Source organism: Mucilaginibacter gotjawali (genome assembly GCF_002355435.1).
GTDB classification, from domain to species: Bacteria; Bacteroidota; Bacteroidia; order Sphingobacteriales; family Sphingobacteriaceae; genus Mucilaginibacter; species Mucilaginibacter gotjawali.
This window is the reverse complement of sequence record NZ_AP017313.1, coordinates 2,568,425-2,592,925: the sequence shown is the minus strand read 5'-3', so window position 1 is coordinate 2,592,925 and position 24,501 is coordinate 2,568,425. Positions and strand designations below refer to the sequence as shown.

Sequence of the window (24,501 nt, the reverse complement as noted above, 5' to 3'; positions counted from 1 at the left end):
GGGAAGGCAAACAAAATTCACCTCCCCTTCTTATCTTAATATCTTATAATTGGTTATTCATTCAAATGGAGCCATTCCTTTTTTGCCAACAGCTCCTCTTTTGTTTCACGTACATCCTCGTCATCCACACAGCAATCAACCGGGCAAACGGCTGCGCACTGCGGTTCGTCATGAAAACCTACACATTCAGTACATTTATCTGGCACAATATAGTAAATATCATCCGAAAGTGCAGCTTGTGTTTCTTCGGCATTTAATGTATTGCCATCACCAAAATCTATCAACCCTTTTAACCCTGTTCCATCCGAAAAGCGCCATGCTGCGCCTGCATCATAAATAGCATTATTGGGGCATTCGGGCTCACAAGCTCCGCAATTTATACATTCGTCGGTGATTTTAATCGCCATAGTTCTCTATATCTTATATTCTCGATTAACTTTGCCTTTTATTAAAGGCTTGCAAATATAACAAAAAAAGGTTTTGTGAGGCGAAATACATACCATATATATGTCAAAATTTAACAAATCACAGCTCATAAATATTTTTTCTAATCTTGGCGCCAGGTTAATTACCCCTGATGAAAACCTGCTTGCCATCATCGAAACGGAACATCATTACAACGCCTGGTTTACCGTCAATAGTGTTTTACATGCGGTAAAAGCCATTGGGTTAATGTTAAATGAAAGAGACCTCAGCACGTGGTTGGATAATTATTCTGTTGAAAATACCGGTTCCGGAAAAAAAGTGGGGCTGATCCTGGCAGGCAATATCCCGTTGGTTGGCTTTCATGATGTACTGTGTGTTTTGATCTCCGGCAATTATGCACTGATTAAAGCATCATCACAGGATGCCCGCCTTATAAAATGCATTCTGGAGATATTAGCCACCATAGAACCTCATTTTAAAGAGCAATACAGTTTTGTAGAAAGGCTGACTGACTTTGACGCCGTTATTGCCACCGGCAGCAATAACACCTCACGTTATTTTGAATATTATTTTGGCAAAGTACCCAACATCATCCGTAAAAACAGGAGCAGCGTTGCGGTATTACGCGGTGATGAAACTGCCGAACAATTGTACCAGCTTGGCCACGATATATTTGATTATTTTGGATTAGGCTGCCGTAATGTATCCAAATTACTGGTACCAAAAGGTTATAACTTCAATTTCTTTTTTGAATCGATAGAAGTTTATAACGACATCATCAACCATAACAAATACAACAACAATTATTTTTATAACAAATCAATTTACCTGGTCAACAGCGACAGACACCTGGATAACAACTTTTTGCTTTTAAAAGAAGATACCCGCCTGGCCTCTCCGCTCGGCGTATTGTATTTTGAATATTACGATGATCTTGAAGAAGCAAAATCAAAACTGGTTGAAGAAAGCGACCGGATCCAATGTATAGTTAGCGCAATTCCATTGGAAGTAAATAACCAGGTGGTTAATTTTGGCCAAAGCCAGCAACCTGCGTTGTGGGATTATGCTGACGGGGTGGATACGATGGCGTTTTTGACGAATAATTGATGGATCATTCGATAGCCTGCGGGGGAAAATACTGAAATCCGGACAGAGTTATTGGCGCACTGTCCAAAGCGGCCTGGTAAAGCAGGTACCTCCCCTTTTCGTCTTTCATTGTACTTACTGACTGCACTCTTTTGCCTTGCCTGACATTTACCTTTTTCCAACCGGCGGGCACGTAGGTTTTAAGCGTTAAGGGCAAATAGTACATTTTTTTATCGAGCGACTGACTAAGAGTTATTTTTACCTTACCATTAATTATTTTACTTTGAACGGTACAGGCTTCCCGCTCCCGCATGTATTTGGTTACATCGCCAAAAGTGGCTACCCATAATTTATCATTAAAGCTTTTGATGTATTGAAAATAAGTATCCAGTAAAGAAACCGGCCTTGCCTCGTAACCAAGCCCCTCTACGCCATGAATTACCAGCACCAGCCAGGTATCTTTGCGGGCAACAGCGGTATCCACCCACGCCTTCATGAGTGGTAATGGCGCCCTGGTATTGATCTCGCGCTGCCATTGTACATAATCCCTATCATTAACTGCCGGTGTCTTTTTACTTGGACGGTCAAGCTCAGTTAACCAGGCTTCGGGCATGCGGTTACGTAATGCGGGGTAAATTTTATACGCTATGCTCATTACCCTTGCATTTTCGTAACCATAAGGCACCTCGGCCGAAAAGGTATATTTTTCGCCCATCTGGTTCCTGATCTCTTCCTTGCTTTTCGTCAGTTCATAAACAATATTTGCAGAGTCAAGTCCCGGCATACCAGCATGGGTAATGGAATGGCTTGCAAACTCATAGCCTTTGGCTGCATCCCTCCTGAAATCTTCCCATGTCGATCCTTTTTCCTGCAATACCTCATCGCAGGGTTGATAACCGGGTTGAAAGTCGCCATGCCTGACTTTGGCATACAACTCATCCATCAGTTGAAATGCCTGTTCTGTTTTTCCATCGTCGTAAAGGCCTGCGGCTCTGGTGTGATAAGTAATAGTTCCCTTATAGCCCAAATAACCCGCTGCTGAGCATCTTTCAAAAAAGTTTTGTGCAGTTGTTGGTATAGTTGCCGATTCGGCAATAATAGTATTTACGGGCCTGCCAATGAAACGCCCGTGATATTTTGAGCCCGGGATACCGCCTGTAATAACAAAAAAGGTAGCGGGCAAACCAAGCCTTTGCATTACCGGCAGCGCATATTTAAATTGGTTATATGAGCCATCATCATAAGTTATTGAAACAGCCCCGTTTTTACCATATTGCCATTCAGTAACCGTGGTTTGACCGGCGACTGGCTGGCCTTTGGCCATAACGGTACATACACAAATCATAAGAGCAATAAATAAAGGTTTCATCCTGGCTGGTTTAACTCAGATTAGAAACCAAATATAATTTTTTTAAAAAACCTACAAGGCACCCTTTGTGTATTATATCTGTTATAAATCCAAAAACGCAAATATCAGCACGTTAACAGGTATTTACTTCTTCTCTTTACCGGGTTTTACGGTATCTACGGTATTACCGGCTCCGCCCGTTGCGGTATTGTCGGCGCTGTTAACCTTGCTGGTATCCGCTTTCGAAGTATCCTTAGGTATTTTATAGGTGTTGATCACCGTATCCTTTGAGTTTTTGGAGGTATTGTTGCCAGAACACGATGCGAACAAACCTAAGCCGAAAGCAAATGAAGTAATCAGAATTATGTTTTTCATAGTTGACATATTGTTGTTAATGATAACAACACCGGGGCTATTAGGTTTTAAACCTGCCATTTTTACAAATCGCTATTATTTAGTTAATATTTATTCGGGCCCTTGAAACATATTTATATTTCAAGCTGTTTATTTATCGGATTTAATATTAAAATTATGCTCAGCGCAAAAAAATCAATCTTTGTAATGACAGCGTACCTGGTAATTTATATTATTTTGATAAATACTGGTTTATTATTTATACTGGTACCTTATTTATACATTGTGTCACCCTTTTTTATTGTTTGGATGGTGGCCTGCATTTTAAAAGACACCAGGGTGAAATACCCCGAATTGAAAGAAAATGAAGAATGGGGTTATGCCGACAAAACAAAAGATGAACTTGGTTTTTTTAAACTATAACAAATTTATATCAACCTCATGAAAAAACAACTGCTCGCTTTCCTGGCTTTTCTATCTATTCCCATTTTTTCTTTACGGGCGCAAAACAAGCCCCTTGAAACCGTCGGCCATGTCGATCTGCAAAAATACCTGGGAAAATGGTACGAAATAGCCGCATTTCCGCAGTTTTTTGAAAAGGGCTGCACCTGCACCATCGCCCAATACAGCCTCAAAAGCAATGGGGACATCGCCGTAAAAAACACCTGCAATAGAAATGGCAAAACCACAACCGCGAACGGCAAAGCAGTGGTTAAAGATAAACGGACCAACGCCAAACTCAGCGTATCGTTTTTTTGGCCCTTTAGCGGTAAATACTGGATAATTGCGCTTGCCCCCGATTATAGTTATGCGATGGTTGGCCACCCCAACCGCAAATATCTTTGGATATTGAGCCGCAAACCCAAAATGGATGAGGCTACCTATCGCAAGCTCACTGAGCTTGCCGCCAGCAAGGGCTTCGACCTTAAAAAACTGGTTACCACTGATCAAAGCTGTAATTAAGGCAAAAAATGCCTGCAAGGCCTAACACCCGGGTTTAATTATTGTTAACTAAATTTGGGTAAAAACCGCACCTTTCAAAACAACGTTCAATGGAGTCAAGGTCATTTATTTATATTTCTCTGGCAGCCGACTTATTGATCGCATTGTCGAAATTCATAGCAGCCGCTTTTACAGGCAGCGCCGCAATGATTGCTGAAGGGATCCATTCCATTATCGACGCAAGCAGCCAGTTATTACTGATATGGGGCGTTAAAATCAGTAAGAAATTACCTGATAAAGAAAGACCTTTTGGCTACGGCAGGGAATTGTATTTCTGGTCTTTTATCGTATCGCTGATCATTTTCATTGTAGGCGGCTGTGTTTCCTTTTACGAAGGTTACTACCATTTTCAGCATCCTGTGTTTGAAGGCAGCCCCGCCTGGAACTACGGCGTTTTGTTAACCGCTTTCCTGTTTACCTGTATTTCGCTTTATAATGTATTAAAGGTTTTTAATGTCGAGCGGGGCAAACGGTCTTTCTGGAGAGCCATAAAAGACAGCAAGGATCCTTCTACATTTATTACCCTGCTGGGTGACGCAGGCGACGTAGCGGGCCTGGTTATTGCCTTTGCCGGCATCGCTATCGGGCGTTATTACCATAACCCGCATATCGATGGCATGGCTTCCATGGCCATTGGCGTGATGCTGATCATTATTTCGCTGATATTGGTAAATGAGAGTAAAAGCCTTTTAATGGGCGAAACCACGAGCCGGAAAACAATCCGGCGCATAGTGGCCCTTACGGAAAGCGACGGGTCGGTGGTAAAAGTTAAAAAGCATTTCTCGATGTACCTTGCCCCCGAAGAAGTGATCCTGCAGTTAAATACCGTTTTTAAAGACGACCTGACCACCCACCAGATTACTGACGCTATAGAAAGAATCACCAAAACGATTAAAAAGGAATTCCCCCGCATCAAACAGATCTTTATTGAACCTGTAGCGGCCGATGGCTTGCAATAAAAGCATGGCAACTTAATCAGATCCCATTTATTATCCAAAATCAACTTAAATTATGACTGCCGTCATTTTATCAATGAACCGGATACTCCAATTTTGTTCGCAAATCCCGGTGAAATGAAAAAGATACTTGTATTGACTGATTTTTCGAAAAAGGCTGAAAACGCAGCACTTTATGCCTTAAGGATGGCGCAACATTTTAATGCCGACCTGATCCTGTACCATTCATTTGAGAAAGTACGTGCTTTAAACGTCCCCGAATCGGGCGCATGGCTATATGAGGATTTTACAACCATGGTGGATGAAAACATGGATGAATTAAAAAAACTTCAATTTAATTTACAACAGCACCTGGAGCCGCGGACATACATACCCTCCATTACCCTATTAGACGAAGCCGGGTATAATTTAGGCCTGAATGTTAAGCAATTAGCTGTTAATGAAAATATCGACCTGATTATAACAGGATCAAAAAGCGGCAATACTTTATCCCATTTAATTAACGGCAGTGATACCGGCAATATCATGGACGATGCCCCCTGCCCTGTTATATTTGTACCCCAAAACTTCAGGTATCACCGGCTTAAAACCATTGTATTTGCTAATGATCTTGTTGCCGACTATAAAGATGTTACCAGGTTTCTGACACGTTTGGCTAATGACGACGGTGCGCAAATCATCGTCACCCATTTTACCGACAAGAATGATATGGTGGCGGATAGCTACCTGGCTAAAACCAAAGAGCATATCAACTATTCAAAACTATCGGTAATCACTTTCCCGCGCAAAAATATTGCAAGGCAGTTAAATGAGTTTGCTGAAGATGTAAATGCCAGCCTGATAGCCATGGTACATCACAAACACTATTTGATGGAAGAATTATTGATCGGCAGCAAAAGTAAAAGTGTATTAAAAGACAATAACATCCCGGTATTGGTTTTCCCGGGATAATACTATTCGATCCTGAACCTGGTTGTAAACATTACCCCCGGATTAACTTTTAATCCGGGTGGGTAATTTTAATTAAATTAGCAGGCGATTAATGAATAAACCGGTTTCACAATTGGCAATTGTATATTATCTTTGGGAAGAGTTAGACCAGGCTCAACCCCATCAGCAATGCCTTTAAAAAACTTAAACGCAAATCCACATCATCCCGCCTCCATTAAAAATAGCTTTTTTTTACTGGCGATAGTTGCACTTTTTATCGCTGCCTGCGGTAACGAACTTGAATTTAACAAAGTGCCCGCTTCTTCTGCAGTAAGCGTAAGTACTTTAGCAGGCAGCGGCGCCCAGGGATCGATAAACAGCACAGGTGCTTATGCCACTTTTTACCAACCTACCGGTGTCGCCGTGGATGCTGCCGGGAATGTTTATGTGGCGGACTTCCGCAATAATCTTATCCGTAAAATCAGCCCGACGGCCGCAGTAACCACTTTTGCCGGCAGCACCGAAGGCTTTGCCAACGGCACAGGTACCTATGCATTATTTAACCAACCCACCGGTGTGGCTGTTGATGTTGCCGGAAATATTTATGTAGCAGATAACATTAACCAGTTGATACGCAAGATTAGCCCGGCCGGGGTGGTTACTACTTTAGCAGGCAGCGGCGCCCGGGGTAACGCCAATGGCCCTGCTGCGGGCGCTTCATTTAATTACCCGCAGGGAGTGGCTGTTGATGCTACAGGCAACGTTTACGTGGCCGACTATGGCAATAACCTGATCCGCAAAATCAGCAATACGGGTATGGTAACAACATTGGCAGGAAAAGACTCGGCCGGTGCAAACAATGGCGCTGATACTTCTGCTACCTTCAACCAGCCAACAGGCGTTGCTGTTGATGCTGCGGGGAATGTTTACGTAGCCGACGAAGGCAATAACCTGATCCGCGAGATAAGCCCTGCCGGTGTGGTAAGCACTTTTGCAGGCAGCGGAGCCCGTGGCGCCGACAATGCCACCGGCACAAAGGCATCGTTTAACGGCCCTACCGGTGTTGCGGTTGATGCTTCAGGCAATGTTTATGTAGCCGACTATGGCAATAACATCGTACGCGAAATTACCCCGGCGGGTGTTGTAACAACGCTGGGCGTTACAGGCACAACCGCCAGCAAATTATTTAAGGGGCCCTATGGCATAGCGCTTGATGTTGCTGGCAATGTGTACGTGGCTGACTACGGCTATAACATGATCCTGAAGATCAGCAAATAACACCACCAATCAATAACAGCCGTCAAAATGTTTACCCTATTCAAAAAGACAAGTTGGAAAATTAAAGGGAAAGCGTTCGTTTTTTTTGATACTCTTTTTCAACAGCTACCAACTGAATTCCGGTTTTTATCAGATGGCCTTCACAAAGGACTTTATAGGAGATTCGGTGTTAACTTTTCTTTGAAAGGACATCACTATCACATTGGTTTTGACCCGTCACAGTCAGATAAGTCAATGACCCGGGAAAAACCGTTTGAACTTAAAAACATCATTGTTATAGAGGGCGAAAATAAATACCCCCTCACTATCACCGTTCACCGCGGACTTTGGATCGGATTTGGAATTGAAAAGAATATTTTAAAGTTTAAAACCTTCCGGTTTGATCTTTCAATGCTTGAAAAAGACATGAAAAAGTTTGCAAACGATAGTAAAATTGAAAAACTGGTTAAGGGATTGTCGTCAGATAAATTAACGCTTGATGACCTAAGTGAATTTGAAATCGATGGAAAATTTTACTACCAGATTAAGGACCTGGAAGACGGAAATTATATTGCTATTGACAAAAATGGACAAGTATTCGGGCTAATTCACGACCCTTATAAAATCGAACTAATAAATAAATCTGTGCGGCAATTTACGAACGATGTTAATTGTGGGAAGTTTGATTTTAATAAATACCTGGATGGCATAAAACAACCAATGTAAAACATAGGCATTGCTAATTGATGCCTTCTCTTTTTGACGTATACGCAGGAAATATGACCATCAACTTAAGATTGCCGGGATTTGACTGTTCTACCATCATCCTACAGCGCAGGGTCGTCTGCGATAGACCCTGCAGAGACGGAAGTTGCAAACTTGGACAGGCGGGGTTATCGAAGAGAAACACGCAATACAAACTGGTCAGATGGGGTATGACAACGAAAAGATACCAGAAGCTGTTAAAAACAAACTTAATCATAACAATAATATACAAGCAAATGCGAAAATAGTTGGTGGTAGCGCAAAGGTTCTTGCTTTTAATTTAAAAACGGGTATTGTATTGGGCTCTGCAATAGTGCCACTTGGTGAAGAGGTTGAAGCTGCGGAAATCGTTGGTCGTGAACTGGAAGCCGAAACGAAGGTGCTTTTTCGGTCAGCAGAAGAGCTATTAAATTCGAGTAAATCAACCGAAATACAAGCAGTAAAAAGCAGTATTAAAACAAATGTTTATCTTAGCAAATCGACAGAAGAATTGCTCAAAACAAAATCATCTTTTGAAAATTTAATAACCGAGCATCTTCAAAAACTTAGAGAATTTTTGAAAGATCCGATTGCCAACTCAAGCCCAGCAAAAATCGCACAAATGACCGCTGACAATCCGAGTGAAGAAGTCTTATTAAAGCGAGCATTGGGGAGAGCTGAAGATCTAGAGAAACAAATAGCTAAACAAGAAAAAGAGTTAGAGAAAGTTAATTCAGCGATACAACAAAAGCAAAAGCCATGAGTACTATTAGTAAGAGTGATTTGAAAATGATTTTTTCCAGGATTATTGACAAACTAGAATATGAAAATATAGATCAGATTGAACTTGAAACTGATTTTTATTGGTACATACCGTCAGACAGATGGGAGTCATTTGAACAAACACCAGCCATTCTTGGGTCATTGAAGGACGATATCGACTCTTTGATACTGCTGACTAACGATTCGGAAAGATTTTGCACGTATGTTGATTTTGACAGAACCGCAGCTGTTTTGAGGGCCATCAGTCAAAAGAATAATGCGACCTAAGGAAGCATTGGGAATGGGTGGTGTTACAAAATAGTTGATAAAGCCATAAAGCACTGAAAATTAGGTATAATTTTTACGGCATAAAATAAAAAACAGGAAAAGCGGATGGTGTTAAGGGCCACCCGCTTATTTTTGTAGTTTAGAAAGCCTCTAACTGCCTGAACCTTTATGTTGTGTTACAAAACTGTTGTTGATATAAATTTGTTTGTCTTTCTAAAAGAATGAGCGATCATTAAACCTTTTTTTTTAAACATCTACTTTGGTTGCCCAATATCCTACGGGCGAAACGGAGCCTCGCCAACGATTGACAGCCTTACCTATTATTATCCCTTAGTGAGCGGCAAGCTGAAAAACAACCGGCTCAACTATATCCATGATGCGGTGAGCAGCAGCGGTTATAACCTCGACCTGCGTAACCAGACCAATACCACCAATTACCGTTACGATGTTTTGGGCAACCTGATCTATGATGCCTACTCGGGTATTACCGGAAATGGCGGGGTGAACAGCATTACCTGGAGTGTTTACAATAAGCCGCTGAAAATCTATAAAGCGGGCCCCCGCTACCGCAAGCAATTTTTTCGCTGCCGCAAGCCTCCCGGCTTGTGGCCCGCATGCTATGTAGCCACTTTGCGGGCTAAACACGCGATAAATAGCCGGTAAATATTTTCAAAAATTAAAAAAAGGCTGAATTAGGCTATCAGGCGTAAATAATTGTTCATTACCTGTCGGCGGGCCACAAGCGGGAGGCTTGCGGCAGCGTTCGGGGCCGTGTACCTAGTGCATCGCTGATAGTTCAATTCTCCCCAACCTCAAAACCCCGAAACATTTTATCACCATAATATTGGGGTTATCCGCTTCGGGCGCCAAATCTTCGGTTTTGCGGATGTGGATACTGTCCTGCTCATCGGCCCAAACTTCGTACGCCATTTCGCCGGGGAGAACGGTGCCGGGCGGAATTTCAAAGTGCTGCATCATGGCCAGGATGGTGCGGCCTGCCTAATCCTGAAATACGTTTACACTTTATGCTTTTCCCCTGAAATAAGAAACATTTGATAATCAGCTAATTGCAGCAATTTCGTTGAAAGAGCCTTTTTAATATATGCTGATTATCAGCAACTTAGTCAAATAGTGAAATCTGTATAACATGAAACACATTGATAATAAGCATGTTCCACAACGTTCCATTTGTTCCGTGAAAAAATGGAACACTAAACTGAAAATCCGTCGGAAATCAGATAGTCATAAAACAACAAAGCCCCTGGCGGGGCTTTGTACTCAGAGCGGGAATCGAACCCGCACTCCGTTTACGGGAACAGGATTTTAAGTCCTGCGTGTCTACCAGTTCCACCATCTGAGCATGGTTCCATTAAAGGTAATTAAACCTTTTAACAATAAATCCCTTCTTGTGGAAGGGATTTGAGCGAAAGACGAGATTCGAACTCGCGACCCCGACCTTGGCAAGGTCGTGCTCTACCAACTGAGCTACTTTCGCAATTTTAAGAACTCCGCTTTGTTAAAATTTCTTTTTCGCTTAGCGGAGTGCAAATATAGCCAGAAATGAATATTCTGCAAGGGGTAATTTTACTTTTTTTTGTTTTTGTGATGAGTGAGCTGCTTATCGGGTTAGATCTGGTTGATTAAGTTATTGTAAATAAAAACCTTAGGGGAATAAAAAAAACAATAAATATTTTCAATTATTTACAATACGCTTCAAAAAAGTTAAAAAAGCCATCGACTTAATCCCAATAAATCAATTTAATCAACCATTTCTTTCAAAATATCGGCAATAATATCCCCCTCATACCCCCTGCTTAACGCGTATTGCTGTAATTTATACTTTCGCTTATAGGCATTTTTTTCGGTAACCTGGGCGGCTTTTTTGGTTAATACCTTTTGCAGCATCCGGATATAATCGTCATAAGGTATGCCCAGCAGTGCTTTTTTTATCAAAACATCGGGCACTTTTTTAAACTTAAGCCCTTGTTTAATTTTGATCTTTCCCCACCCTTTCTGGTTAAATTTACCCCTTGCGTAGGCATTGGCAAAACGCTCCTCATTAATAAACCCCTCGGTGATCAGCGTACTGACGATATTTTCAACCGCGTTTTGATGCAGGCCGTACTCATATAGTTTATCCCTCACCTCCTGCTGGGCACGTTCCTGGTAGGCGCAAAAATGTTCGGCTTTGGTATAAGCAGCCTTTTCGTCTAAAATTATTTTCGTTTTCGCCTCTTCCATCAAAACCAAAATTCGTTAAAAATTCTTCTATTGGCAGAAATATAAGCAAATTCGTACCATGTCCAGTAATCAATACCCTATTTCGGCAATTCAGCAGATCATTAAGGCCGGCGGCAATATTGTAAAAGAGTATAACATCAGTTCGTTGATCACCGACAGCCGGCGGATAGGCAATGCCGCCGAAGGCTTGTTTTTTGCGTTGAGCGGCCGCCGCAACGGACATGAATTTATTGCTGAAGCTTATGCTGCCGGGGTACGCAATTTTGTTGTTAAAGAAGGCCCGCAACTGATAATGCCGGAGGCCAACTTTTTGATCGTAACCGACGTGCTGCAGGCTTTGCAAACGTTGGCGGCGCATCACCGCAGCAGTTTCAACCTTGACGTTATAGGCATAACGGGCAGTAACGGCAAAACCATTGTTAAGGAATGGCTTTACCAGTTGCTGTGCACAGATAAAAACATTGTACGCAACCCTAAAAGTTATAACTCGCAAATAGGCGTGCCACTTTCGGTATGGCAGATCAACGTAAAAAACAACCTTGGAATTTTCGAAGCCGGGATCTCCACCCGCAACGAGATGGTAAGGCTTGAAACTATCATCCGGCCATCCATTGGCGTACTAACGCATATCGGTACCGCCCATGACGAAGGTTTTGCAAGCCGCGATGAAAAAGTAAAAGAAAAGCTGCTGCTTTTTAAAAACTGTCGCCTGCTGATCCATAACTACGAGCAGTTGATGGATTTTAAAGAAGATATCTCCGTAAAAGATTGCTTTACCTGGAGCACCAAATTTAAACAGGCAGACCTGTACGTTTTCAGCGAAACGGTTATCAAACGGAATACTTATTTAAGGGCGAGGTACAAGGGGGACGAAATTGAATGCCTTATTCCCTTTATGGATGGAGCCTCAGTTGAGAATGCGATTGTTTGCTGGGCCGTAATGCTGGCGATGGGCTATTCGGCAGCAGAAACAGACGACAGGATTGAACACCTTAACCCGGTAAGCATGCGGCTTGAATTAAAAACAGGCATCAATGATTGTTCGGTAATAGATGATTCCTATAACTCGGATGTTCAATCGCTGGAAATTGCCTTGAATTTTTTGAACCAGCAAAATCAGCATACCAAAAAAACATTGATCTTGTCTGATATCTTCCAGTCGGGCTTACAGCCAGATGTGCTGTATAAACAGGTGGCCGAAATGATAAAGGCGAAGCATGTGGATAAATTTGTTGGTGTAGGCAAAGCGCTCAGCAAATACCAGGAAGATTTTGATATACCTGTTAAACACTTTTACCCGGATACGCCATCGATGCTGCAGCATCTCCGCGCCCTTAATTTTAAAGAGGAAACCATCCTGATAAAAGGTTCGCGGAGTTTTGAGTTCGAAAGTATAAGCCGTGCACTGGTGCAAAAGGCGCACGAAACGGTAATGGAAATCAACCTGAATGCCATGGTTAATAACCTTAATTTTTACCGAAGCAAATTAAAGCCGGGTGTAAAGGTAATGGCCATGGTGAAAGCATTCTCTTACGGCAGCGGCACTTTTGAGGTGGCCAATATCCTGCAGTACAACAAGGTTGATTACCTTGCAGTAGCCTATATTGACGAAGGCGTTGCCTTGCGTAAAACCGGTATCACCCTGCCGGTGATGGTACTTAACCCGGAAGCTTCCGCTTTTGACAAACTGACTGAATATAACCTGGAGCCAGTGATCTATAGTTTTGGTCTGTTTGACGATTACATCAAATATGCCCGGCAACAAAACGTGTTGGATTACCCCGTACACCTGAAAATTGACACCGGCATGCACCGCCTGGGCTTTGAAAATTTTGAGGTGGAAACCCTTTGCGACTTGCTCGAAGAGAACAGGTATGTAAACATCAGGTCGGTATTTTCTCATTTGGTGGCCAGCGATGCTGCGGAGCACGATGAATTCACTAAAACCCAGGTGCGTAATTTTGAAAAAGCATTTAAGCTGATTGAAAAAGCACTGGGTTATAAAGTGATCAGGCACCTTTGCAATACTTCGGGCATAGTAAGGTGGCCAAATGCGCAGTATGATATGGTAAGGCTTGGTATTGGGCTTTATGGTATAGATGCCGCAACGCCGGCGACCGAAAACGGATTGCAACCTATAGCCAGTTTAAAAACGAGCGTATCGCAGGTAAAAAACATTACGAACGGAGATACCATAAGTTATAACAGGAGCGGCAAACTTGGTAACAATGGAAAGATAGCCACCGTACGGATTGGTTATGCCGACGGCTATTTGCGCGCATTTGGCAACGGCGTAGGCAAGATGCTGGTAAAAGGAACACTTGTGCCCACCGTTGGCAATATTACGATGGATATGTGCATGCTTGATGTGAGTGATATTGATGTAAAAGAAGGCGACGAGGTGATTGTTTTTAACGAACAGCAACGTATTGAGGCACTCGCGGAACAAATCGGCACCATACCCTATGAAATTTTAACCAATATTTCCCAGCGTGTAAAAAGAGTGTACTTTTATGAATAATAATCAATCCATAATATACTGAAAATAATACAGTTCAGGAGTTTAATTGTCTTTTTCGGGCTTGATTTGGTTCCCTTCCCGCTTTTGGATACGACCTGTATGCAATACCGATAAAAATTATCGCCGGCACCGAATATTCGATAGCGGTTAACGGCTGAAAATCATCAAGGTTAGAGAAGGCTTTGTACAACATCAATAAAATGATGGCAAAGCCAACAAGGGTGCAAAAATAACGGCTAAAAAATAATATCATGTTTATTAAAATTGGAAGATGTAAATACTAAATTCATTGAACTGGTTCCCTCCCGATCATCGTGGCCCCGGCAACGTTAACATACAATGATAGTGCCAAGCAATTCAACGATTGATAATGGAAAGCGTAAAGCGCACGGGGTTGTTATTTACAACAACCGATTGATTGTTGTGGAAATATTTACTATTACCGGGGGCATCAATTGCTCAAAAAAAGAAAAAACATGCTACTGCAAAATAGTCCCGGATAGTGCCTTATATTTACATGGATAAAATAAAAATTGTTAATCATTTACAATAACCGATAACAGTTTTTATAAGCAGAAATTGGTTCATCATGAAAAAGTTATTTGGCGCCCTTTTAAATTACTTTATTAAAGGGCTGTTAATTGTTGTACCGCTTGGAGCGGCTTTCCTATTAATTTTTTGGGCAGTAAAAAGTATTGATAACGCGCTTAACCTAAGCGGTGTATTATTGACCGACGCCAAAGGCAAACCTGTTTACATTCCCGGCCTGGGCATTTTAAATGTTTTAGTGCTCATTTTAATTGCGGGCATATTGGTAACTAACGTAGTAACCGAACCCATCAAACGCTGGTTTAACCGCTGGCTTAACCGGTTACCCCTTTTTAAATTCCTGTATTCATCAATCAAGGACCTAACTGAGGCTTTTGTGGGAGAGGAAAAAAAATTCAATGAACCTGTTATTGTTGAAGTAAATGAATTTGGTTTAAAAAAGATAGGCTTTATGGTACAGCGAGACCTCACTAAACTAAATTTACCTGGCGATGTGGCGGTATATTTCCCCTTCTCCTACTCGTTTGCCGGCCAGGTGGTCATCATATCAGCCGACAAGGTAAAACCAATTGATAGAAGTGCGGCAGATATGATGAAGTTTGTAATATCCGGTGGTGTAAGCGGCATCTAAAATTGAGGTTGCCACTACCTTATTTTATAGCAAAATCAGGCCCGTTTAAAACTTTTTATGGCAATAAAAGTACTGATAAGCATCAATACTGCTCCTAAAAGATAAGGCGCACCCGGGTAATATACCGCTGATCCTTTTTTGGTAAAAAAGAAAAACACATAGCTGAATACCAGCGGACCGATGATGAGGCTGATGCTGTTCAATATCGCAAATGCGCCCTGTAATTCGCCCTGTTCATTTTTAGCCACCTTTTCGCTGGCTAAACCCTGTAAAGCCGGCCCGGATAAGCCGCCAAGGCAATAAGGGATCATACACAAATAAAGCATCCAGCCTTTGCCTGCTATCGCTATCAGCAGTAAACCCAGGGCGTAAAATATCAGGCCGGCAATAATATTCTTCTGCTGGCCAAATTTAGGAACCGTGTACCGGATCAAACCTCCCTGTATACCGAACAATACCAGCCCGATAAATAGCCCTAAGTAGCCAACGCTTGCCGGGGTCCAGTTAAATTTCTCGTAAATGAAAGTCGACAGCAAATACTCTACGGCTTTTTGGCCTATATAAACTATAGCGGTAGCGCTTAGCAAGGTGGCGAGTGTTGGTTGTTTTTTATAAATCCTTTGTAATGATAATAACGGGTTGGCCCTGCTCCACTCAAATTTTCTCCGGTTTTCTTTAGCCAATGATTCAGGTAACACGAACAAGCCGAACAGGCCATTTGCAAAGGCGAAACCTCCGGCGGCTATAAAAGGCAACCTGATATTAATAACAAAAAGAAACGCACCTAAAGCTATGCCGACTATCAGCCCGATTGCCGAGGCTGCACCAACCAGGCCAAAATTAGCGGCTCTTTTATCTCCGGTACTCACATCGGCAATATAAGCGGTGGCGGTGGAAGTACTGGCGCCGCAAACGCCTGCTATAAACCGCCCAACAAATAACCACGCTATTGTTGGTGCAAAGGCCATTACTATATAATCTAACCCAAAACCAAATAACGAGATCAATAAAATTGGACGGCGCCCGTACCTGTCGCTAAGGTTACCCATTATACTGGCAAATATCAACTGCATAGAAGCGTATACAAAAGTTAGCCAGCCAATATATTCAGATGCTTTATTCACATCGATATGCCCTAATACCTGCAATAACTTCGGCAGCACCGGAATAATAATACCTAAACCGAGCACATCAATAAAAATGGTAATAAATATAAATCCTAATGCTGCTGATTGTTTCGGTTTGGACATATTTATTAGTTGATTGAATTGATTAAGTTAGATTGCGTTGAATAAGTACTAATATTTTTTTATGTGTTGATTGATGATCAATCAACGCAACATACTCACTAAATCAACTTAATCCAACTTAATTAACTAATTTAATTCCTTTTAAAACTCCTTATAGCCAATAGGGCGCTTAAAAGCATTAATACGGCGCCTAATACAAATGGCGCCCCGGGGAATTGAAAAAACGGATTTGGCTTGGTAAAATAATAAAAAGATTCCGTCATTACCAGCGGACCGAAGATTGAGCTGATGCTGATCAGGCTGGTTAAGCCGCCCTGCAATTCGCCCTGTTCGTTTGCAGGCACGCTATTGCTCATGTATCCCTGCAATGCAGGCCCGGCAATACCACCAAGGCAATATGGAACCAAAATAACAAACATCATCCATCCTTTTGAAGCAAATGCAAAAAAGGCAAGACCAACCGCATATAAAAGCAGGCCAATCCAGATACTCCGCTCATTTCCCAACTTTGGCAAGATGATTCTAATCAGGACGCCTTGTACTATCGCTATCATCAATCCTACAAACGCAAGTGAATACCCAACAATATCGTTGCTCCAATGAAATTTCTGGATTGTATAATACGTCCAGACGCTTTGCACCGCCTGAACTGCAAAATAGACCAGGAACAATGATAAGGCTAAATCTATCACAGATTTATACTTTTTAAGTTGGATGAGTGTACCAAAAGGATTAGCTCTTTTTAGTTCAAATGGCCTTCGGTTCTCTATTGCTAACGATTCAGGGAGTATAAAATAGCCATACGCTGCATTAAGCAAAGCCAAAGCGGACGCAGCAATAAACGGATAATGAGGATTATATTTTCCGAGCAGGCCGCCAAGGGCGGGCCCAAGTATAAAGCCAATGCCAAAAGCAACCCCAACCAGCCCGAAATTGGCAGCTCTTTTTTCCGGCGTACTGATGTCGGCTATGTAAGCATTAGCTGTTGTAAAGCTGGCTCCGGTTATACCTGCTATAATACGGCCAACAAATAACCATCCAATGGTTGGTGCAAAGGCTGAAAATGCGTAGTCGATACTAAACCCAAGCAACGAACAAAGAAGAACCGGCCTCCGGCCAAACTTGTCGCTTAAGTTGCCAATAACAGGAGCACAAAAAAATTGCATTCCGGCATAAGCGGCGAGCAGCCACCCTGCATACCCGGCGGCATCACTCACATCGCCATTAATTAAATGTTTAATTAAATCCGGCAGAACGGGTATAATAATGCCAAACCCCATCACATCAATAAAAATGGTAACAAAAATAAAGCCTAATGCGGCCTGGCCTTTAGGTTTAATCATAACTGCAAATTAAAAAATTATACTTCAATAATTTTTTAATTTTAAATTGCATTTGTTAAAAGTTCACTATATTTAACTAAAATTTTAGTTGACATGAAAAGCCTTAAAACCTTATTATTGATGCCGGCAATGCTGGCGCTCAATTGTGCATTTGCGCAAACTGATTCACATTTGAAATTATCAACAGATTTTCCAACAGCCGGTGAAAAAATATCGATTACCTATGATCCAACAGGAACAGTAGTTGGTGGTAAAAATGATATTGCAGCGTCAGTTTATTTTTTGGATAACGACAAATTTCCGGTAACTGACGTAGACTTAAAAGCAACTGGAAAGTTGTTAACCGGCGATTTTGTAGTCCCTTCAGGCACTTTAGCATTTTTTGTGAAGATCAGTAGCGGAGCCGATGTGGAAAACAACAATGACAAAGGGTATATCTACCTGATCTATAAAGACAAGCAACCGATTGAAGGTGCTTATGCGATGAATGGGCAGATGTTTCTTCCAACAATTGAAAATTATTATGCAAAAATCAAAAGCGATGCTAGTGAAGGAACACGACTTTTTAACAAAGAGTTCACCTTATATCCTAATGGCAACAAAGACTATGTATACGCTTATTATACAATAGTTGCCCGGTTGCCGGACTATAAAGTACCTGTTGAAAAAAAAGTAGCGGATTTAGAAAAAAGCAGCAACGAAGAAGATCTTGAGCTGGCAGCAACCCTGTTGAGGGAATTAAAAAAACAAACCAGCGCTGACTCGCTTGGTGCAATTATGCGGGTTAAATTCCCAAACGGTACCCTGGTAAAAAATGAGTTAGCCACCGCCTTTTATAAAGAAAAGGAACCTGCAAAAAAAGACTCCATATACCATGTTTACGTTGAAAAATATCCAGATAATAAAACTGAAAAAGCTAACAACATGGATAATTTCAGGCTGCAACTGGCCTCAGCTTACCTTGACATTGCCGACACCTTTAATTTCCGTAAATACGAAAGCCAGGTTATAAATAAATTTAACCTACAAGGTGAACTAAATAATGTTGCTTACGAATTGGCGAAAAAAGGCGAAAAAATGGATGAGGCGCAAGCTTTATCAAAAGAATCGCTTGACATCGTACGGGATAAACTTAACAATCTGCAACCAGAGCCGTTTGCCTCGCTGGCACAACTGAAAAAAAATTATGCGTATATCTACGATATGGATGCCGATACCTATGCGTTTATATTGGCAAAACAAAGCAAGTTTGAAGAAGCACTAAAATATGAACAGCCTGTTGTTGATCACAGCAAAACCATCGACCCGGATATTTACGGCAACTACATTCAGATACTGGTTGGGCTGGGTCAAAATGATAAAGCGAAAGATGCTGCTGAAGCAGCGGTAAAAGCAGGACAGGGTTCCGCTGATATAAAGGCAGCGTTAAAGACTTTATATATAAAAACCAACGGAAAAGATGATGGCTACGAAAAATATATCGCCTCATTAGAAAGCGCTTCAAAAATGAAAGCCCGTGAAGAACTGGCCAAAACCATGATAGATCAGCCTGCACCACTTTTTAATTTAAAGGACCTGAACGGTAAAAGTTATTCATTAAGCGATCTGAAAGGTAAAGTAGTAATTGTAGATTTCTGGGCCACCTGGTGCGGACCATGCAAGGCTTCACTACCCGGAATGCAGATGGCGGTAAATAAATATAAGGATGACCCCAACGTTATATTTTTATTTGTGGATACATGGGAGAATGGTGACGACTTTATAACCGGTGTTAAAAAGTTTATTGCAGATAATAAATACGTTTTCAACGTTTTAATTGACGAAAAAGGGAGTGACGGACGCCAATCAAAGGTTGTTGGTTCATTCGGAGTTGAAGGCATTCCAACTAAATTCATCATCGACAAAAACGGACACATCCGTTTTAAATATGTGGGCTATTCGGGCACGCCTGAAAAACTGGTAGATGAAGTAGCCAATATGGTGGAGATGGCCGGTAATCCCGAAGCAGCCTTACCGCCTACCCAAAAAACAAGCCTGAATAAATAATAAGCATAAAGATAAGCCCGGTATTGCCGGGCTTATCTTTATGCTTAAAAATTCGGTTTTAACACATATTTCTCATAAAACTTAAAGATATGCCCGGCTGCTTCTTCGGCGGTGTCAACCAGACGGTAAAGGTTCAGGTCATCCGGGTGTATATTATGCTCCTGGGCCAGCATTTTTTCCTCTACCCAGTTAAATAACCCCTTCCAATAGTCGATCCCAACAAATACAATGGGGAACCTCGCGATCTTTCCTGTTTGGATCAGCGTGATTGCTTCAAATGATTCGTCCATCGTTCCAAAACCACCCGGCAGCACGATAAAGCCCTGCGAATACTTCATGAACATTACTTTTCGCACAAAAAAGTAGTCGAATTCCATTATTTTATCCCTGTCGATATACTTGTTATGAAATTGTTCGAAGGGCAGCTCGATGTTTAAACCTACCGACTTACCACCCGCTTCGTAAGCGCCTTTGTTGGCTGCCTCCATAATACCCGGCCCGCCGCCTGATATTACGCCATATCCACGTTCTGTAAGAATGCGGGCAGTATCTTCCGCTAATTTATAGTACGGATTATCATTATGTGTACGTGCCGAACCGAATATGGAAACACAGGGGCCTATTTTTGCCAGCTTCTCAAAGCCTTCAACAAATTCGGCCATTATTTTAAAGATCTGCCAGGAATCTGTAACTTTTATTTCCTGCCAGTTTTTGTTTTCAAATGCTTGTCTTATTTTTTCTTCACCGGTCATGTTTAATTATTGAATTAGTGATTTAGTGAATTATTGAGTCAAATAGAGTTTAAGGAATTATAGCTGCTTTTGTTTTTGAAGATGATGTAATAAATAAGCCGGCAAAGGTAATCATGCCGTTAAAAAGGATCAGTTCGTTATCAAAAACATAACCACCCAGCAATTTAGCTGAATTGATACTCAGGTAATAACATATCGCCGGCGAAACCACACAAATAAATGGCACCAGTTTATCCTTAACCTGGCGTTTGCCTGCAAACAGCCCGAAAGAGTACAAACCCAGCAATGGCCCGTAAGTATAGGATGCCACCTTAAATATGGCGTTCACCACTGCCCCATCATTAATGGCATTAAAAATAATAATGGTTAAAAACATTGCACCGGAGAACGCGATATGCACAAAATGCCGGGTGCTTACCATCTTTTTGCTGTTTGTTACTTCCCTTTTGTCAAACCCTAAAAAATCAACACAAAATGAAGTGGTTAATGCAGTCAAAGCAGAATCTGTGGTGGCGAAGGTCGCTGCGGTTAAGCCCAGCATAAATACCATAGCCGGCACCAGCCCCAAATACTTAAGGGCGATGGTTGGGTACAGGTAATCTGTTTTTTCGACCTTGATACCGTATTTATTGGCGTAGATCCAAAGCAGGGCGCCGACGCTTAAAAAGAAAATGTTGATCACCACAAAAACTGCGGTGAAGCTGAACATGTTCTTTTTTGCTTCGCGGATATTTTTTAGGCTGAGGTTTTTTTGCATCAGGTCCTGGTCGAGGCCCGTCATCGCCACCGTAATGAACAACCCTCCTAAAAATGCTTTTACAAAATGGAACTTACTGCCTATAAAGTTGCTGAAAAAGAAAATCTTTGAATAACTGCTGGTCTTAATCGCTTCTGCGGCCTGGAATATGCTGAGGTGAAGACTCTGGCAGATAAAATAAATAGATAAAAAAACCGACGACACCAAAAACAAGGTTTGCAGGCTGTCCGTAATAATAATGGTCTTTAAGCCGCCTTTAAAGGTGTATGACCATATCAGCACCAGGCATATTAACCCGGTTACCGCAAAGGGAATGTGATAACTATCGAAAATAAATTTTTGCAGAACGATAACCACCAGGTAAAGGCGGAACGCGGAACCTATGATCCGGCTGATCAGGAAAATACCCGCAGCTGTTTTATAGCTCCAAACGCCTAAAGCGCCCTCAATATAACTATATATCGATGTTAATTTTAAGCGATAATACAGTGGCAGCAATACGGTGGCTATAATGATAAAGCCTGCGGCATTACCCAACACAAACTGGAAATATTCAAACTGATCGCCGGTTGGTGCGCCAACTTTGCCTGGCACGGAAATAAAGGTCACGCCACTCAAGGCGGTTCCTATCATCCCAAATGCTACCAAATACCATTTTGAATTGCGATTGGCAATGAAGAAGGTATCATTACTGGATGACTTCCTTGACGTTAGCCAGGAAATAACCAGCAATACCAAAAAGTAGCCGATAATGAATGTAAGTAGTATTGCTGGAGACATATATTTAGTCCGAAAGTCGGGAAGTCCGAAAGTCCGAAAGATTGATTTTCCTAAAGTTAATCATATTTCACTCCTTTTAAACCTCGACCTATTTTAATGCGTTTTTCAGTCCATTTATCATAACTAAAATCTCTTCACATAATGAATAAATTTTAGCGAAATTTTCCCCGGTTATCAAATTTCGCTTTTGAGCCAAATATAGGCAACCCACAACTTTTATGTTTGGCAAAGGAAAACTTATTGCGTGCAAGTTATCAAACAAAAACTATTTAACGCTTTAATTTAACTTCCCCACAAAAAAATCTTCCGGGCTTTTCGGACTTCCGGACTTTCGGACTAATAACTATCTTTGAACAATGAACTTTTCATCCAAATTACTGGAAGATGCTGTAGCTGAATTTTCAAAACTACCGGGCGTGGGCCAAAAAACTGCCCTGCGGCTGGTTTTGCACCTATTAAACCAGGATGTACAGGATGTTGATCGGTTTAGTAAGGCCATCAGCAAGTTACGGAATGAAATTCAGTTTTGCCAGGTCTGCCTGAACATTTCAGACCACCCGGTTTGCCAGATCTGTGCTTCACCTAAACGCGACCATAGCCTGATTTGTGTGGTGGAAGATACCCGCGATGTAATGGCTATTGAAAACACCAATCAATATAACGGGGTATATCACGTTCTTGGCGGATTGATCTCGCCGATGGATGGCATTGGCCCTTCAGACCTGGAGGTGGACTCATTAGTTGAACGCTTAAAGACCAATGAGGTGCAGGAAGTTATTTTCGCCCTGAGTGCAACGATGGAAGGTGATACTACTTTGTTTTATTTGCATAAAAGACTAAAAAATTACAATATAACTATTTCAACTATCGCCCGTGGCATAGCTTTTGGAGGTGAATTGGAGTACGTAGATGAGATCACTTTAGGGAGATCTATTGCTACACGTGTTCCGTATATCAATTCACTATCGAAGTAACATGAAGCTATCTGTAATTGTAGTTAATAACAATGCCGGCACATTGCTTCGGCAAGCATTAAACTCCTTAATTTATGCTTGTAAAAACATTGATTACGAGTTAATTATAGTTGATGATGCTTCAACAGATCATTCTATGGAATTGTTGCAGGATCAATACCCGGACATCACACTTATTTGCAACAAAGCCAGCCAGGGAACAGGCAGGGCAAATAACCAGGCTATAGACAGGGCAAGTGGAGAGTATATTTTACTGGTCAGTGCGGATACAATTTGCGGCAAAGACTCGTTGCAGAAGGCTTGCGCTTTTATGGATGAGCATCCCGATACAGGAGGACTTAGCGTTCGGATGCTCAGTCCGCAGGGACGCTTTTTACCGGAATCGATCCATGGCCTGGATAAAACCTGGGCCACTTTCCTTAGGTTGATCGGCTTCGCCCGTCACCTGAGTAAAACGCGTTTGTATGACCGCAACCGTAAGGATTGGGTGGAAGAATTTCAAATATCAGAAATTGACATCCTCAGCAGTGATTTCATGTTGTTACGGCGGTCGGCCTTAAACGAAGCTGGTTTGTTTGATGAACGCTTTTTGATGTATGGTCATAATATCGATCTGTCATACCGCATCAGGTTAGCCGGCTTTAAAAACTATTATTTCCCCAAGACTTATATCATTAATTACGAAAGGCAGCAAATACCAAAATTTAGCTGGAGTTATATCAAGTATTTTTATGGCGCGATGATCATCTTCGCCGTTAAATATTTGATCAGGCTGCCACAAATAAAAGTGGATGGCATCCCTGCATTGTTCCAGCATTCGTATGAAGTTAAAGGATAGCAGTTTATTCTTATTTCTGACCATTATAAAACATTCCAAAATAATTTACGTCTGCCTGATAATTCTAAGGAAAAGATCAAATGGAAGAATGAAGAAATAATAAATTTCTTAAATTTGATAAATGAAACTAGCACTTCAATATCTAAGCGATAGTGACGGCAAGCCCCAGGCTGTCCAGTTATCTTTAACAGATTGGGAAAAAGTACTGGCTAAACTAAAAAAGTACGAACAAACCTTAAAGCTTAAATCAGATTTAACAGAGGCTTTTGAAGAAATAGCTTCATTAAAAAACTCGAAGGTTAAAAAACAAACCTTAACTGATTTTCTTAATGAGTTATAGTATTATTCCGACTGAAAAGTTTAAAAAGGAAGCAAAAAGGCTTATAAAAAAGTATCCTTCACTTCGATCTGAACTTGCAGCAATAAATGAAGATTTGTTAAAACACCCGGAATTGGGTTCTCCATTAGGAAGCAATACCTATAAAGTCAGGGTAGCAATAAAAAGTAAAGGCAAAGGAAAAAGCGGCGGCGCGAGAGTTATAACATACGTAATAACGAAAAACAAAGAAATTTACCTGCTCACAATTTACGACAAAGCTGAACTTGATTCAATTGATGATAAGGCGTTAAAATCTATTATCAAACATTTAAATATTAACGAATAAA

At 41.5% G+C, this 24,501-nt stretch carries 27 protein-coding genes and 2 tRNA genes; 17 read left to right on the top strand and 12 right to left on the bottom strand.

The window, feature by feature from the left end:
- Nucleotides 1–53: 53 nt before the first annotated feature.
- Nucleotides 54–407, bottom strand: coding sequence for a 4Fe-4S dicluster domain-containing protein (locus tag MgSA37_RS11630; protein WP_096352088.1), 354 nt, complete (start codon nucleotides 405–407; stop codon nucleotides 54–56).
- Between the two features lie 100 nt (nucleotides 408–507).
- Between MgSA37_RS11630 and MgSA37_RS11625 the strand changes: the two genes are divergently transcribed.
- The gene (locus tag MgSA37_RS11625) at nucleotides 508–1,533 is read left to right on the top strand and encodes an acyl-CoA reductase (RefSeq protein ID WP_096352086.1); all 1,026 of its coding nucleotides are present in this window, start codon (nucleotides 508–510) and stop codon (nucleotides 1,531–1,533) included.
- Nucleotides 1,534–1,537: 4 nt separating this feature from the next.
- Here MgSA37_RS11625 and MgSA37_RS11620 read toward each other — a convergent pair whose 3' ends face one another.
- Nucleotides 1,538–2,881: a polysaccharide deacetylase family protein gene (locus MgSA37_RS11620; protein WP_096352085.1), complete on the bottom strand. Its 1,344-nt coding sequence runs from the start codon at nucleotides 2,879–2,881 to the stop codon at nucleotides 1,538–1,540.
- A 123-nt stretch (nucleotides 2,882–3,004) separates the two neighbouring features.
- Nucleotides 3,005–3,235, bottom strand: coding sequence for a hypothetical protein (locus MgSA37_RS11615; protein ID WP_157750543.1), 231 nt, complete (start codon nucleotides 3,233–3,235; stop codon nucleotides 3,005–3,007).
- 156 nt (nucleotides 3,236–3,391) lie between these two features.
- Here MgSA37_RS11615 and MgSA37_RS11610 point away from each other — a divergent pair, with 156 nt between their 5' ends.
- The 9 genes from MgSA37_RS11610 to MgSA37_RS11570 all read left to right on the top strand — a co-directional run bounded on the left by MgSA37_RS11610 (nucleotide 3,392) and on the right by MgSA37_RS11570 (nucleotide 9,816).
- On the top strand, nucleotides 3,392–3,637 hold the full coding sequence (locus tag MgSA37_RS11610; RefSeq protein ID WP_157750542.1) for a hypothetical protein: 246 nt from the start codon (nucleotides 3,392–3,394) through the stop codon (nucleotides 3,635–3,637).
- An 18-nt stretch (nucleotides 3,638–3,655) separates the two neighbouring features.
- Nucleotides 3,656–4,177, top strand: coding sequence for a lipocalin family protein (locus MgSA37_RS11605; RefSeq protein WP_096352080.1), 522 nt, complete (start codon nucleotides 3,656–3,658; stop codon nucleotides 4,175–4,177).
- Nucleotides 4,178–4,266: 89 nt separating this feature from the next.
- On the top strand, nucleotides 4,267–5,175 hold the full coding sequence (locus MgSA37_RS11600; protein ID WP_096352079.1) for a cation diffusion facilitator family transporter: 909 nt from the start codon (nucleotides 4,267–4,269) through the stop codon (nucleotides 5,173–5,175).
- Between the two features lie 114 nt (nucleotides 5,176–5,289).
- A complete protein-coding gene (locus tag MgSA37_RS11595; RefSeq protein ID WP_096352077.1) occupies nucleotides 5,290–6,123 on the top strand; it encodes a universal stress protein in 834 nt (277 codons plus the stop codon).
- A gap of 168 nt (nucleotides 6,124–6,291) precedes the next feature.
- On the top strand, nucleotides 6,292–7,380 hold the full coding sequence (locus tag MgSA37_RS11590) for an NHL repeat-containing protein (RefSeq protein WP_096352076.1): 1,089 nt from the start codon (nucleotides 6,292–6,294) through the stop codon (nucleotides 7,378–7,380).
- Between the two features lie 234 nt (nucleotides 7,381–7,614).
- A complete protein-coding gene (locus MgSA37_RS11585; protein ID WP_096352074.1) occupies nucleotides 7,615–8,085 on the top strand; it encodes a hypothetical protein in 471 nt (156 codons plus the stop codon).
- Between the two features lie 145 nt (nucleotides 8,086–8,230).
- A complete protein-coding gene (locus MgSA37_RS11580) occupies nucleotides 8,231–8,866 on the top strand; it encodes a hypothetical protein (RefSeq protein WP_096352073.1) in 636 nt (211 codons plus the stop codon).
- A complete protein-coding gene (locus MgSA37_RS11575) occupies nucleotides 8,863–9,153 on the top strand; it encodes a hypothetical protein (RefSeq protein WP_096352071.1) in 291 nt (96 codons plus the stop codon). Before MgSA37_RS11580 ends, MgSA37_RS11575 begins: the two co-directional genes overlap by 4 nt.
- 333 nt (nucleotides 9,154–9,486) lie before the next feature.
- Nucleotides 9,487–9,816, top strand: a complete 330-nt coding sequence (locus MgSA37_RS11570) for a hypothetical protein (RefSeq protein ID WP_096352070.1) — start codon at nucleotides 9,487–9,489, stop codon at nucleotides 9,814–9,816.
- Nucleotides 9,817–9,930: 114 nt separating this feature from the next.
- Here MgSA37_RS11570 and MgSA37_RS11565 read toward each other — a convergent pair whose 3' ends face one another.
- The 4 genes from MgSA37_RS11565 to MgSA37_RS11550 all read right to left on the bottom strand — a co-directional run bounded on the left by MgSA37_RS11565 (nucleotide 9,931) and on the right by MgSA37_RS11550 (nucleotide 11,394).
- The gene (locus tag MgSA37_RS11565; protein ID WP_096352068.1) at nucleotides 9,931–10,131 is read right to left on the bottom strand and encodes a hypothetical protein; all 201 of its coding nucleotides are present in this window, start codon (nucleotides 10,129–10,131) and stop codon (nucleotides 9,931–9,933) included.
- A 297-nt stretch (nucleotides 10,132–10,428) separates the two neighbouring features.
- Nucleotides 10,429–10,513: transfer RNA gene (locus MgSA37_RS11560), tRNA-Leu, on the bottom strand.
- A 62-nt stretch (nucleotides 10,514–10,575) separates the two neighbouring features.
- A tRNA-Gly gene (locus MgSA37_RS11555) sits at nucleotides 10,576–10,648 on the bottom strand.
- Nucleotides 10,649–10,911: 263 nt separating this feature from the next.
- On the bottom strand, nucleotides 10,912–11,394 hold the full coding sequence (locus MgSA37_RS11550; RefSeq protein WP_096352067.1) for a regulatory protein RecX: 483 nt from the start codon (nucleotides 11,392–11,394) through the stop codon (nucleotides 10,912–10,914).
- Nucleotides 11,395–11,452: 58 nt separating this feature from the next.
- Here MgSA37_RS11550 and MgSA37_RS11545 point away from each other — a divergent pair, with 58 nt between their 5' ends.
- Nucleotides 11,453–13,915, top strand: coding sequence for a bifunctional UDP-N-acetylmuramoyl-tripeptide:D-alanyl-D-alanine ligase/alanine racemase (locus MgSA37_RS11545; protein WP_096352065.1), 2,463 nt, complete (start codon nucleotides 11,453–11,455; stop codon nucleotides 13,913–13,915).
- Nucleotides 13,916–13,949: 34 nt separating this feature from the next.
- On the opposite strand, the gene MgSA37_RS11540 is transcribed toward MgSA37_RS11545, so the two are convergent.
- Complete coding sequence (locus tag MgSA37_RS11540) at nucleotides 13,950–14,168, bottom strand: hypothetical protein (RefSeq protein WP_096352064.1); 219 nt, start codon at nucleotides 14,166–14,168, stop codon at nucleotides 13,950–13,952.
- A gap of 336 nt (nucleotides 14,169–14,504) precedes the next feature.
- On the opposite strand from MgSA37_RS11540, the gene MgSA37_RS11535 reads away from it, so the two are divergent.
- Complete coding sequence (locus MgSA37_RS11535; protein ID WP_172885317.1) at nucleotides 14,505–15,095, top strand: DUF502 domain-containing protein; 591 nt, start codon at nucleotides 14,505–14,507, stop codon at nucleotides 15,093–15,095.
- A 35-nt stretch (nucleotides 15,096–15,130) separates the two neighbouring features.
- Here MgSA37_RS11535 and MgSA37_RS11530 read toward each other — a convergent pair whose 3' ends face one another.
- Together MgSA37_RS11530 and MgSA37_RS11525 are read right to left on the bottom strand one after the other, a co-directional pair.
- Nucleotides 15,131–16,345 (bottom strand): TCR/Tet family MFS transporter, encoded by a 1,215-nt coding sequence (locus MgSA37_RS11530; protein ID WP_096352061.1) that lies wholly within the window; start codon nucleotides 16,343–16,345, stop codon nucleotides 15,131–15,133.
- 131 nt (nucleotides 16,346–16,476) lie between these two features.
- Nucleotides 16,477–17,688, bottom strand: coding sequence for a TCR/Tet family MFS transporter (locus tag MgSA37_RS11525; RefSeq protein WP_096352059.1), 1,212 nt, complete (start codon nucleotides 17,686–17,688; stop codon nucleotides 16,477–16,479).
- 93 nt (nucleotides 17,689–17,781) lie between these two features.
- Between MgSA37_RS11525 and MgSA37_RS29520 the strand changes: the two genes are divergently transcribed.
- Entirely contained in the window at nucleotides 17,782–19,734 is a 1,953-nt protein-coding gene (locus MgSA37_RS29520; RefSeq protein ID WP_096352058.1) for a TlpA family protein disulfide reductase, read from the top strand.
- Between the two features lie 44 nt (nucleotides 19,735–19,778).
- Here the strand turns inward: MgSA37_RS29520 and MgSA37_RS11515 are convergent, their stop codons facing one another.
- Nucleotides 19,779–20,486, bottom strand: a complete 708-nt coding sequence (locus tag MgSA37_RS11515; RefSeq protein ID WP_096352056.1) for an LOG family protein — start codon at nucleotides 20,484–20,486, stop codon at nucleotides 19,779–19,781.
- A gap of 49 nt (nucleotides 20,487–20,535) precedes the next feature.
- Nucleotides 20,536–22,023, bottom strand: a complete 1,488-nt coding sequence (locus MgSA37_RS11510; RefSeq protein WP_096352055.1) for a sodium:solute symporter — start codon at nucleotides 22,021–22,023, stop codon at nucleotides 20,536–20,538.
- 356 nt (nucleotides 22,024–22,379) lie between these two features.
- Here MgSA37_RS11510 and recR point away from each other — a divergent pair, with 356 nt between their 5' ends.
- From recR to MgSA37_RS11490, 4 genes are all read left to right on the top strand, one after another.
- Nucleotides 22,380–22,997, top strand: a complete 618-nt coding sequence (gene recR / locus MgSA37_RS11505) for a recombination mediator RecR (protein ID WP_096352053.1) — start codon at nucleotides 22,380–22,382, stop codon at nucleotides 22,995–22,997.
- Between the two features lies 1 nt (nucleotide 22,998).
- Entirely contained in the window at nucleotides 22,999–23,835 is an 837-nt protein-coding gene (locus MgSA37_RS11500) for a glycosyltransferase family 2 protein (RefSeq protein ID WP_096352052.1), read from the top strand.
- Between the two features lie 121 nt (nucleotides 23,836–23,956).
- Nucleotides 23,957–24,175, top strand: coding sequence for a hypothetical protein (locus tag MgSA37_RS11495; RefSeq protein WP_096352050.1), 219 nt, complete (start codon nucleotides 23,957–23,959; stop codon nucleotides 24,173–24,175).
- Nucleotides 24,165–24,500, top strand: coding sequence for a type II toxin-antitoxin system RelE/ParE family toxin (locus tag MgSA37_RS11490; protein ID WP_096352049.1), 336 nt, complete (start codon nucleotides 24,165–24,167; stop codon nucleotides 24,498–24,500). Before MgSA37_RS11495 ends, MgSA37_RS11490 begins: the two co-directional genes overlap by 11 nt.
- The last annotated feature ends 1 nt before the right edge of the window (nucleotide 24,501 follow it).

Coding starts and splice junctions, on each gene's coding strand:
- MgSA37_RS11630 (WP_096352088.1), bottom strand. CDS start 407: ATGGCGATTAAAATCACCGACGAATGTATAAATTGCGGAGCTTGTGAG.
- MgSA37_RS11625 (WP_096352086.1), top strand. CDS start 508: ATGTCAAAATTTAACAAATCACAGCTCATAAATATTTTTTCTAATCTT.
- MgSA37_RS11620 (WP_096352085.1), bottom strand. CDS start 2,881: ATGAAACCTTTATTTATTGCTCTTATGATTTGTGTATGTACCGTTATG.
- MgSA37_RS11615 (WP_157750543.1), bottom strand. CDS start 3,235: ATGAAAAACATAATTCTGATTACTTCATTTGCTTTCGGCTTAGGTTTG.
- MgSA37_RS11610 (WP_157750542.1), top strand. CDS start 3,392: ATGCTCAGCGCAAAAAAATCAATCTTTGTAATGACAGCGTACCTGGTA.
- MgSA37_RS11605 (WP_096352080.1), top strand. CDS start 3,656: ATGAAAAAACAACTGCTCGCTTTCCTGGCTTTTCTATCTATTCCCATT.
- MgSA37_RS11600 (WP_096352079.1), top strand. CDS start 4,267: ATGGAGTCAAGGTCATTTATTTATATTTCTCTGGCAGCCGACTTATTG.
- MgSA37_RS11595 (WP_096352077.1), top strand. CDS start 5,290: ATGAAAAAGATACTTGTATTGACTGATTTTTCGAAAAAGGCTGAAAAC.
- MgSA37_RS11590 (WP_096352076.1), top strand. CDS start 6,292: ATGCCTTTAAAAAACTTAAACGCAAATCCACATCATCCCGCCTCCATT.
- MgSA37_RS11585 (WP_096352074.1), top strand. CDS start 7,615: ATGACCCGGGAAAAACCGTTTGAACTTAAAAACATCATTGTTATAGAG.
- MgSA37_RS11575 (WP_096352071.1), top strand. CDS start 8,863: ATGAGTACTATTAGTAAGAGTGATTTGAAAATGATTTTTTCCAGGATT.
- MgSA37_RS11565 (WP_096352068.1), bottom strand. CDS start 10,131: ATGATGCAGCACTTTGAAATTCCGCCCGGCACCGTTCTCCCCGGCGAA.
- MgSA37_RS11550 (WP_096352067.1), bottom strand. CDS start 11,394: ATGGAAGAGGCGAAAACGAAAATAATTTTAGACGAAAAGGCTGCTTAT.
- MgSA37_RS11545 (WP_096352065.1), top strand. CDS start 11,453: ATGTCCAGTAATCAATACCCTATTTCGGCAATTCAGCAGATCATTAAG.
- MgSA37_RS11540 (WP_096352064.1), bottom strand. CDS start 14,168: ATGATATTATTTTTTAGCCGTTATTTTTGCACCCTTGTTGGCTTTGCC.
- MgSA37_RS11535 (WP_172885317.1), top strand. CDS start 14,505: ATGAAAAAGTTATTTGGCGCCCTTTTAAATTACTTTATTAAAGGGCTG.
- MgSA37_RS11530 (WP_096352061.1), bottom strand. CDS start 16,345: ATGTCCAAACCGAAACAATCAGCAGCATTAGGATTTATATTTATTACC.
- MgSA37_RS11525 (WP_096352059.1), bottom strand. CDS start 17,688: ATGATTAAACCTAAAGGCCAGGCCGCATTAGGCTTTATTTTTGTTACC.
- MgSA37_RS29520 (WP_096352058.1), top strand. CDS start 17,782: ATGAAAAGCCTTAAAACCTTATTATTGATGCCGGCAATGCTGGCGCTC.
- MgSA37_RS11515 (WP_096352056.1), bottom strand. CDS start 20,486: ATGACCGGTGAAGAAAAAATAAGACAAGCATTTGAAAACAAAAACTGG.
- MgSA37_RS11510 (WP_096352055.1), bottom strand. CDS start 22,023: ATGTCTCCAGCAATACTACTTACATTCATTATCGGCTACTTTTTGGTA.
- recR (WP_096352053.1), top strand. CDS start 22,380: ATGAACTTTTCATCCAAATTACTGGAAGATGCTGTAGCTGAATTTTCA.
- MgSA37_RS11500 (WP_096352052.1), top strand. CDS start 22,999: ATGAAGCTATCTGTAATTGTAGTTAATAACAATGCCGGCACATTGCTT.
- MgSA37_RS11495 (WP_096352050.1), top strand. CDS start 23,957: ATGAAACTAGCACTTCAATATCTAAGCGATAGTGACGGCAAGCCCCAG.
- MgSA37_RS11490 (WP_096352049.1), top strand. CDS start 24,165: ATGAGTTATAGTATTATTCCGACTGAAAAGTTTAAAAAGGAAGCAAAA.